We start from the raw sequence: 9,756 nt of genomic DNA, 5'->3' as shown, positions 1-9,756 counted from the left end.
TCGCCGCGCCCCCGCCCACGCCCGCACCGGAGCTGGCAGGCAGCACCACCCCGGCCGCCACCGGCACCGCCTCACTGTCCATCGCCGCCCCTGCAGCCGCCGCGCCGAACGAGCCCGTCCCGACAGCCGCCGTCACAGCCACCCCGGCGCCGGCCACCGACCCCGCCACCATGCCGACGGCCGCCGCGCCGAAGCAGCCTGTACACCCGGGCCCCGCCACCCGGCCCACCGATACCGCCCACGTCCCCAGCAACGGCACCGCGCCCGCCGAGCCCGCGCCCGCCGACATCCCCGCCGCCGCGCCGCACGCCGCGCGTCGTCTCGCTCCCCTCCACCAGGCATTCGACACGCTCCTGGCCCCCGCCACCCGGCCCGCCGGTACCGCCCCCGCCAACGACACCACCACTACTGCCATGCGCGGCCTGCCCACCGGCATCCCCAGCCTCGACCACGCCCTCGGCGGCCTCCAACCCGGACGCTTCTACCTCATCGCCGCCGCCCCCGGCACTGGCGGAAGCCTCCTCGCCACCACCGCAGCCCGCACCACCGCCCTCACCCACCACCAGCCCGTCCTCTACGCCGCCTCCGGCCTCACCCGCGCCGACGTCGCCGCCCGCCTCATCGCCGCCTACCTCCCCGTCGACTACCACCGACTGCGCACCGGCCAACTCAACCCCACCGAACAAGCCGACGTCACCGCCCTCCACCACCACCTGGCCGCCGCCCCCCTCTACATCGACGACGGCACCGACCTCACCCCCGCCGCGATCGCCGAGACCACCACCGACCTAGCCGGCGTCGCCCTCGTCGTCGTCGACCGCCTCCAGGCCTCCGACGACCCCCGCCTACCACTCTCCGGCCCCCGCCTCCTCGACGCCGCCCAAGCCCTAGCCCACCTCGCCCGCACCCACCACCTCCCGGTAATCGCCGCCCTCGACACCGACCACCCCGACCTGATCACCACCCTCGGCCTCGACACCGTCCTACTCCTCACCCCCGACCCCAACCACCCCCACCACCGCGTCCACCTCGCCATCACCGAACGCGACCTAGGCCCCCAGGCCTCCCTCACCCTCCAAGCCGACCGCGCCCACGCCCGCCTCACCGACTCCGCCCCCTACAACGACGCCCCCGAACCCCCCACCCCGGCGACCACCACGCCGACCCCGGCCCTGGCGACCGCCACCCCGCCTGCCGCTTTAGCCAAGCAACCTGAGAACCGGGACCCCGCCCCGCCCCACGCTCCCACCTGGCCACCCGTAGCCGCCCCCGGCCACCCCACACACGCCGCACCCCCCACACCCAGCAGCGCCCTGAACACCCCCGAACCCGCGTCGAATCCCACCCCGGCCCCGAAGACCACCACCCCCGCCCCCGAGCCGCACCGGACCCGGCCGCCCCGCACCACCGACACCAGCAGCGGCGGCTACGCAGGCCGCGACTACTCCCACTACACCGGCCAGATCACCCGCGCGGTCGACCAGGCACTCCAGGAGCACGGCGGCGACGTCGAAGCCGCCACCGCCGCCCTGGTGAAAAAGGCCGTGCCCGACGCCATGGCCCTTTTCAAGGAAACCCGCGTCGGCTCGAATTACGACCACACCGTCTATCCGGAACTCCTCGAAATCCTCCGCAAAAAGACCAGGGGCGGCTCAGATGAAATCTGGGAAGGACGCCACAACTGGACCAACACCCACCTCGCCGACCGGCTCAGCACCGGCGCCCCCGTCACCGTCGCCGCCCTCGACACCAACGCCTCCTATCTGTCCGCCTTCAAGACCCACCTGCCCATCGGTGCACTCAAACACAACCCCCACGGCGGCTTGGACCCCAGACTCTCCGGCGTCCACCTCCTCACCCAGCGCCCCGCCTGGCACCACCCCCACCTCCCCGACCCCATCGGCAACCGCCGCGAGACGGGCCCCGTCGTCCTCACCGACGCCACCGTCCGCCTCCTCATCCGCTGCGCCCGCTACGACCTGTGCGACCAGCCGGTGATCGCCGAGAGCTGGACCAGCGGAGCCAGCGAAGGCCTGCTGGAGAAATTCCGCCGCGTCCTCACCGAAGCCCGCCACACCGCCCTGGAACGCGAAGCCGCCGGATACGCCGACGGAACCGTGGCCGTCGAATACGTCAAGGCCATGTACTCAAAATTCACCTCCACCCTCGGCGAATCCAACGCCAACCTTGAAATCCGCCGACCCGAGTGGATGCACATCATCAGATCCCAAGCATTCGCCAACCTCTGGTACAAAGCCCACCGCGCCCACAAAGAAGGCCTCACCATCGTCCGTGTCCGCGGCACCGACGAACTCCACCTCACCGGCGGAGACTGGCGCACCGTATTCACCGAAGGCCGCAGCCCAGCCGAAATGAAACTCAAAAACCAGTACACCCTGCCGAGGAAGACCACCGCCTGATGTCCACCGACGGATGGAAAAACTTCGGAGAATACCGCGCCGACCGTGACCCCGGAAACATCCACGGCAAATACGCCCTCGGCCGCGCCCTCGAAGATGCCCTGGAACGCATGATCATCCACGGCGGCATCAAATCCCCCGCCCACACCCGCCGCGGCCTCATGGCCCGCATGAACTACCTCACCACCACCGGCGGCGGCGCCCAGGCCATGGCCGAAGCCGGCATCACCGCGACCCGCCCCACCATCCGCGCCTGGACCAGGGGCACCCAGCACCCCCGCCCCGAGAACCAGGAAGCGATCGACACCGCCTACTGGAACCTGCGCGCCACCAACATCCTCAACAACCCCGGCGCCCTGAAACAGCACCTCAACCGCAACGGCCACGGCACCGAGGTGGAGATCCACCCCATCAACCAGGACGTCGTCCAGGCACCGCGGCGCCGCAGCAACCTGCACGTACGCCGCTTCCAGGTCCGCTACATCTGGGACGACGCGGTCGACGCCCTCGTCGCCGGCGACACCGCCGGGCTCGAAGAGATCTGGGACGACATCATCGGCGAACTCGACTCCGACTGGGGCGCCTACACCTACGTCTCCCACATCGGCCTCGGCGCCTGAAAAGGACACCACCCGATGCCACCACGCCGACGGCCCACTGATAAAAGCCGTCAACCTCCTGGGCATCTTCGGCCCGCTGATCCTCGGCGCCCTCCTGCTCGGCCGATACCCCGGCTGAACAACCCCGCAGCAGGCCGGCACCGTACAAACGCGTGCCCGGACTCCTTCGGGCAGCTGACCCGCACGGGCTTGCTCTCCCATCAGCTCCGGCGAGGGGCGAGGCGGGCATGTGGGCGCGGTCCGGGCGCTGGGGCCGGCGGACGTCACGTACCGCGCGGCCCGCCCTGAGCGCGGACCGGGTGCCGGCCGGCGCAGCGCCGGAGCGGCCGGCGGAGATCGGGAAGTCGTGCCTGCGCGGTGCGGCGGATGCCCTTGCTGAGCCTGCCGGGCGCTCAGGTCACGGTGGACCTGAAGGCCGCAACCGCCGCGCTGCTGGACGCGGTGGACGCCCTGGGTGTCCCGTGACACAGGATCTTCCTCAACCAGCAGGCGCTGACCTGGGATGAGGAACTTTGAGTGGCGAAGGTCTGCTGTCGGAGCCACCGGAACGCGGTCGTCCGGAGGCGGGCTTCGACAATCGATCTTGCCGGTTGAGCGCGCTCGCCCCTTCGTGAAAGTGCAGCTCAGCGGCGTTTCCTGAGGCGTCTGGATCAACTGGCGCGCGTCAACGGAAACCATGCCGCCAGAGACTGCCTGTCGAGCAAGATCCGCTGGCAAGAAGGAAGATCCCGTGTCACGGGACACTGGGCCTGTCCGCCCCGGCCCCACGCCGTGCCAGCTGCCCGGCCGAGTGCCCGGCGCCGCCGCGCTCGCTGTCCCTGGACAGCGAAGCGAGTCGGGGCGACTCTCTGATCTGCAACGACTGGATCGAATGTCAAACGCCGCGGTCAGGTTCGCGCACGCGGGAGCAGGCGATCCAGCTCTTCACGGGCCCAGCGGCAGTGGTCCACACCGCAGGGGGTCAGACCACGCGTCTGTGCTTCGGACTCGAACTGCGTGTGGAACGAGTCAGGATGCCGCCCGGCACCGGAGACGCGGCCGCAGCCCATGCTGTAGTGGTAGATCTTGAGGGCGGCGCCGATGGCGGTCCGGGTCCAGACAACGGGGTCGTTCCAATGGGCCCTCAGGCTTGCCTCCCGTGCTTCGAGGGCCTGACGTTCACCGGGGATCGGGTCAAGGGCGGTAGCGAAGTCCGCGCGTGCCAGTCCTCGAACGCGTTGACTCTCTCCGCCGTCCTGGAACAGGAGGCGGTCGGCGTCGGTCTCGTGAGTCATGCACCGCTCGCGGATGCACGTTGTGCGCGCGAGCGTACATCGCGAGCCGAGGACGGGGCCGCAGTGTGCTCGATGTGTGGACGGAGACGTCCGTGACCACTGCGACCGGGTTGGCTGACGCGGAACGTCAGTCGCCCAAGTACGGTGACACGACGACTGAGTTAGGTGACAACGGACACTCGCGCCCTGGGGGTGTTGGCTTTGTCGAGCACTCGCGAAGTCACTTCTCGACGGCTTTGGGAGGCACCCGCCGGGCCCGGCCCTCGATATCGACGAGTCCGGGAGGCACCTCTGGCCGAGGTCCGCCTGTCGGCAGCGGCGCCGGACCACCGCGCCACCCGACCCCGTAGCCAGCGTCTTTGTCCTTGACCCGCCTCGATGCCGACGGCGGACGGCTGGGGTCGACGCCGCAGGGTGCCATCCGCTTCATCGACATTCCCCTCCGCCGCCAGGCATCCGCGCCTCCCGCAACTGCCCGAGAAACGCTGCTGATCGTCATCGAGAGCCAGTCGGTTCCGGTGCGGGTGCGGGGGTTTTACGGTGCTGCGGTGAGTATCGAGATGCCGCCGGCCGGCGGGGATGCAGGGCCCGGGGCGGAGTTGCCCGGGGCGGGGCTGACGGAGGCTGATGAGGTCCTCGCCGGTGCGCTGGCGGCGCACGGTGATGCGGGTGTGCGGGCGTTGGGGCTGCTGCGCGATGCGCGGCGGGCGCTGACCGGGGCGGCGGGGCTGGAACGGCCGCAGGAGGTGGCCGCGGCGTGTGTGCGCTCCGCGGCCGACGCGCTGCTGGACCTGCCCGGGGCCCCGCGGTCGGTGGGCCTGCGGTCGGCGGCGGAGGACTTGCTGGCGGCGGTGGACGCCGCCGGAGCGCGCCGGGTGCCGCCGCAGCGGCCGGTTCGCCGGGGGAGGCCGCCGCCGAGCCCGCCGGGCAGGAGGAGCCGGCCGCCGACCCTGCCGCCGCCGGCGGCGGCTCCGGTGATCCGCGGAGCCCGGCGGGTGCGGCGGGCGGGGCGTGGGAGCGGGTGGCGGGAGCGGCCGGGGTACTGCGCGGCGAGTTGGAGCGCCCGGGCGGCTACCACCGGGGCCGGGCACGCGGGATCGTCGAGCGGCTGACGGGCGTGACGCTGGGTGCGGCGCAGGAGACGGCGCTGGATGTGTGGGGGTCGGTCTACGGGCTGGCGTCGGGCATCCTGCACGGCCGGCCGGCCCCGGTGACGCCGCCCTGCTCTACACCGAACTCCTCGGCGCGGCGCGGGAGCTGCTGGTGCCGCTGCCGGAGCGCGCGGCCCGGGTCCTTCAGCTCACCGCGCTGAAGGACCCGGGCACGGCTGAGGCCGCCGAGCTTGCCCGTTGGGCGGACCCGCGTGCCGCCGACTACTTCTTCCGCTCCGGCCTGGCTCCGGCGTGGCTGGACGTGCTGCAGGAGCACGCGCCCCACCTCCTGCTGCCGGACGGGTCGGCCGCAGGACGGTGGCCGGCCGCCCCGTTCCTCGACCACGTCGCCGCCGCCGACCCGGACGCCGCGCGTGCGTGGCTGGCCGCGCCGGCCGGCGCGGACCCGACGGTCAGCAGGGCGCAGCAGGCTGCCGCGGCCGGCCGCCCGGCCCTGGACGCGCTGCTGGGCCTCGCGCTGCGCCGCGGCGACGTCGTCGGCGCCGCCGCGGTGCGTGCCGTCCTCGCCGGCACCGCCGCGGTGCGCGCCGGCGCAGGCCCGGCGGCGGGGACGATGCTGCGCCTGGCGGCACACTGGGCCCGCAGCGTGCCGCGGGCCGCGAGGACGCGCGAGTGGATCATCGCGGTGGAGGGGCTGCTGGCCGGGGCGGTCGACGACGAGCACGCCGGCCACCTGTCGTTGCGGGCCGTCGCCGAGCGGGTGGCCGCCGCCGAGAGCGCGGCAGAGGAGCGGACCGCTGCCGGAGATCCGGCCGCAGCCCACGCAGCGGTCGCGGCTGCGCTGGCCCACGACCAGAAGATGCGCGAGCAGATCGCCACCGAGAGCGCCGCCCGGCTGCCGGGCCACGAGGCCGCGGTGCTGCTGCGCGAGCTCGCGGTGACGGCCTACCCGGACGGCCGCGGCGGACCCGCGCACCCGGACATCGCGATGATCCGGGCGGTGCTGGCCGCTCTGCTCGCCCGCGACGTCGCGCTGCTGCCCGGGGCCTCCCGGCCGCTGGTGTTCAGCGGTGACCTCGACCTGGTGCACGCAGGCGATGCGGCCGCGTACGGAGGGCCCCGGCTGGCGCGCACAGTCCTGGACCTGGCCGCGGCGGACGCGGACGCCGGCGTGGACCTGGCGCTGCGCACCCGCGCCCCGGCCCGGCTGGCCGCGGTCGACGCGCCGCTGCACGACCGCCTGATGGCAGCCCACCTCGCCGCCCGGTCCCCGGCGGCGGACGGGCTGGACGGGACGCAGTGGTGGGAGCGGGCCGTCGCGCTCACGGTACGGCTGGTGACCGCCGCTCCCGCCCCGGAGCCGGCCCGTCTCGTCGGCCTCGTGTTCAGGAACTGCCCGCCCGGCCGCGCCGGCCAGTTGGAGACGCAGGTGCGCACCGCGCCCGGCGCCCCGCCCCCGGCCGCCGCGGTGGAGGAGGCCCTTCCCGCCGGCGCGGGCCGGGCGGACGGCCTCGCCGAGCCGCTCGCCTCGTGGCTGCGGGTATGGGACTGGTCGCCGGTGCTGCCCGCAGGTGTGCTGGCCGGCTGGGAGCCGGTCCTGGACACGCTGCGCCGCCACGATCCAGCCGGCCCGCCCGACCCCCGTACCGCCCCCGTCCTGGAGCCGGTCAGGAAGAGCACTGTCCTGAGCGCCGAGGACCTGGAACAGGTCGCCGCGGCCCGCGGCCCGCTCGCTGCCGCCGCCGCACTGGCCGGGGCCGGGGACGCCGGCGACGACGGCTACGCGATGGTCCTGCACCACCTCGTCGCCGCCGACCCTGTCGCCTGGACCGCCGGGGTGCCCGCCGTCCTGGCCGCCCTGGCCCTGCCGGAACTCGGCGCGTTCTATCTCGCTGCGGCCGCCGTCCACGCGGACCGTCCCGGAGCCTTCCCCGGGGAGATGCTCGCCGGCGCCGTCACCGCGGTGCTCGGCCTGCGCCGCCACCTCGACCGGCCGGCCCCCGCCGCGGCTGCGGGCCGGGGCGACGGGGCGTTCTTCGCCGAACAGGCCCTGGCCGACCTGCTGACCGCCGCGTGGCGCACCGGCGCCGTCCTGGACCACGGCCAGGAGAAGGACGTCCTGACCCGCCTGCACGCCCTGGCCGCCGAGCTCACCCGGCCCGCCGCCGACACCGGGGAGGCCGGGGACGGCTCCGCTCCAGCCGGCGATGCCGCCGCCCCGGCGCGGGCCGCGGGCGCCCCCGCGGCAGGGACCCCGGGAGAGCCGGTGCTGCTGGGGTCGGATCCCAGGGTGCGGGCGCTGGGGTGCCTGCTCGAGTACGCCGTCCACCGGGCCCGCACCACCGGCCAGATGCCCGACGAGATCCTCCGGGCGGTGGCCGGCGCGCTTCCCGCAGCCGCCGGCCAGGAGGCCGTGGCCACCGCGATCGGGGTACGGCTGCCCGGCCCTGCACCGCTACGCCCCCGACTTCGCCGCCGAGCACCGTGCCGCCCTGTACCGCATCGCCCCGGCCCGGCCCTCGCCGGCCGCGTCCTGGCTGCGCTGGGGACCGCCCAGCCCGCCGCTCCTCGCGGCCCTGGACCGCGCCGGCCTGATCGCCGCCCTGCGCGACGACTCCGGGCCGGCGCGCGCCGCCGCCGGCCACACCGCGGCCGCACTGCTGGGCGACCCGGCCCTGCTGGGTGAACCCGTCTCCTGGTGGACCGCCCTGGCCGGCGGCACCGACGACGGTGCAGCGGCGGCCTCCGGGCTGCTGGAGGCGGTCGCCGCCCGCACGCCGCACACCGGCGCAGACGGTCCGCTCCCGCCCGCGGAGCGGGCACGGGTGGAGGCGGCGGTGGTCCTGTGGCGGGCCGCGCTCGCCGCCAGACTGCCCGCCGTCGCGCTGGCCGGGGCGGGCGGGTTCGCCGGCACGGCCGTCGACGAGGCGGTATGGCTGGAGCTGACGCGCTCCAGCGCCGGGCATTCCCCGGCGCTGACCGACGCCGATCTCGTCGCCGAGCGCGCCGCCGCCCACCCCGGCAGCGAGGACGCCCTGCTGCTCGCCGCCGTGCTGGTCACCCAGGCGCCCGGGACATGGCGGGAGGCGGCCGTACGGCGGCACGCCCGCGCCCTGCTGGACGCCACCGCCGCCCTGCCCGCAGCCGGTCGCCCGGCCGCACGGCAGGAGTTGAGGACGGCGCTGGTCAACGCCGGCGACGTCGGGGCAGCCAGCTGCCAGTAGCCGTTCACGTCCGGCCGCGAGGGAGCAGGGAGCCGACATGCTGGGAAGCCGCGCCCACGTCACCGGGCCGGCCCGGCTCAGACTCGGGGCCGAGCTCAAGAAGGCGTACGGCAGAGGAGTCTCGATCCGGACCCTCGCGGACGGCTGCGGGCGCTCGTACGGGTTCGTCCACCGTCTGCTCGCCGAGACCGGCACCGTCATGCGTACCCGCGGCGGCGTGAAATCCCGCCGCACCGCACGCTGAACGGAGGACAAGATCCGGCACCCGGCCCTGGACGGCGCCCGCTGGCCGGCGATCGGCGTGCGGGTGTACCGCGAGGACCCCGGCCCGCGGGCGGCGTCCTGGCGGCCGGCGCCGCGCGCTGCTCCAGGAAATCCTGCCCCCGTGCACGTGGCCGGAGCTGGAGCGCCTCGCCGGGATCGCCACCGGCCGCAGCCGGACCCGGGTGTACACCCGCGACCTCGGCGAGGCCGGGCCCGAGCAACTCCCCCTGCTATGCCTGCGCGGAGCTCCCGGTGCGGTACGCGGCGACGGGCCCCTCGCCCCCGTCGCCGAGGCCCTGGCCGCCCGGACCCGCACCGCCGCGCTGAACGTCGCCGCCGTACACCGCGAAGCCGGCCGGGAGAAGGAGGCCGGGCTGTGGCGCGCGCCCGGGCCCGCCAGATCCTCAAGGACGGCCGAGCCGCCCGCCGCGGGCGGAGCGTACGGGCCGCCTCGGCCGGGCTGCCCACCCTCGGCCGCCCCTGAATCACCCGGCCCAGTACGGCGCGGGCCGGGCGGGTGGCTGCTCGGCCCAGGGGAGGCCGTCGTCGCCGGTGCCGTCGCAGCCGGCGGAACAGGTCTGTGTGACCCAGCGTGCTGGCCGCCCCGTACGCCGACCTACCCGCAGGGCTCCCTTGCGGGCCCGCCCCCGTCGACGGCCGCGCTCCGATGTCCCGCGCCGGTCCCGCCGCCCGGCCGTCGCCGCTCCCGGCCGGGCCCGCACCGCGGTGGCGCTCCGCCCGGCCTCTCGCCGCCCGCCCGGGCGCGGGCGCGCCGGCGCGCCCACGCGCGCTGGTGTGGGGCGGCGACGACCGGCTGCGGCTGGTGCGCACGGCCCAGGAGC

The 9,756-nt window shown here is 75.1% G+C and carries 7 protein-coding genes; 6 read left to right on the top strand and 1 reads right to left on the bottom strand.

The window, feature by feature from the left end:
* Both ACFXAZ_RS36790 and ACFXAZ_RS36785 read left to right on the top strand, forming a co-directional pair.
* Positions 1-2,420: DnaB-like helicase C-terminal domain-containing protein (locus ACFXAZ_RS36790; RefSeq protein ID WP_384600542.1), on the top strand; the 2,420-nt coding region annotated here is incomplete at its 5' end.
* Entirely contained in the window at positions 2,420-3,040 is a 621-nt protein-coding gene (locus tag ACFXAZ_RS36785; RefSeq protein ID WP_384600539.1) for a hypothetical protein, read from the top strand. The genes ACFXAZ_RS36790 and ACFXAZ_RS36785, both read left to right, overlap by 1 nt.
* Positions 3,041-3,927: 887 nt before the next feature.
* On the opposite strand, the gene ACFXAZ_RS36780 is transcribed toward ACFXAZ_RS36785, so the two are convergent.
* Positions 3,928-4,314 (bottom strand): hypothetical protein, encoded by a 387-nt coding sequence (locus ACFXAZ_RS36780; protein WP_384600537.1) that lies wholly within the window; start codon positions 4,312-4,314, stop codon positions 3,928-3,930.
* Positions 4,315-4,679: 365 nt separating this feature from the next.
* Between ACFXAZ_RS36780 and ACFXAZ_RS36775 the strand changes: the two genes are divergently transcribed.
* From ACFXAZ_RS36775 to ACFXAZ_RS36760, 4 genes are all read left to right on the top strand, one after another.
* The gene (locus ACFXAZ_RS36775; RefSeq protein WP_384600534.1) at positions 4,680-5,426 is read left to right on the top strand and encodes a hypothetical protein; all 747 of its coding nucleotides are present in this window, start codon (positions 4,680-4,682) and stop codon (positions 5,424-5,426) included.
* A 43-nt stretch (positions 5,427-5,469) separates the two neighbouring features.
* Complete coding sequence (locus ACFXAZ_RS36770; RefSeq protein ID WP_384600531.1) at positions 5,470-8,112, top strand: hypothetical protein; 2,643 nt, start codon at positions 5,470-5,472, stop codon at positions 8,110-8,112.
* 151 nt (positions 8,113-8,263) lie between these two features.
* Positions 8,264-8,650, top strand: coding sequence for a hypothetical protein (locus ACFXAZ_RS36765; protein ID WP_384600527.1), 387 nt, complete (start codon positions 8,264-8,266; stop codon positions 8,648-8,650).
* Between the two features lie 37 nt (positions 8,651-8,687).
* Positions 8,688-8,894, top strand: a complete 207-nt coding sequence (locus ACFXAZ_RS36760; RefSeq protein WP_384600524.1) for a helix-turn-helix domain-containing protein — start codon at positions 8,688-8,690, stop codon at positions 8,892-8,894.
* The last annotated feature ends 862 nt before the right edge of the window (positions 8,895-9,756 follow it).

Origin of the sequence: Streptomyces sp. NPDC059477 (assembly GCF_042749375.1) — a bacterium.
Classification (GTDB): Bacteria; Actinomycetota; Actinomycetes; order Streptomycetales; family Streptomycetaceae; genus Streptomyces.
Note: the sequence above shows the minus strand (reverse complement) of the source record. Positions and strands in the feature narration are given on the sequence as shown.

Bases quoted from the DNA above. Each gene is read 5' to 3' on its own strand.
- ACFXAZ_RS36760 (WP_384600524.1), top strand. From the start codon at position 8,688: ATGCTGGGAAGCCGCGCCCACGTCACCGGGCCGGCCCGGCTCAGACTC.
- ACFXAZ_RS36780 (WP_384600537.1), bottom strand. From the start codon at position 4,314: ATGACTCACGAGACCGACGCCGACCGCCTCCTGTTCCAGGACGGCGGA.
- ACFXAZ_RS36785 (WP_384600539.1), top strand. From the start codon at position 2,420: ATGTCCACCGACGGATGGAAAAACTTCGGAGAATACCGCGCCGACCGT.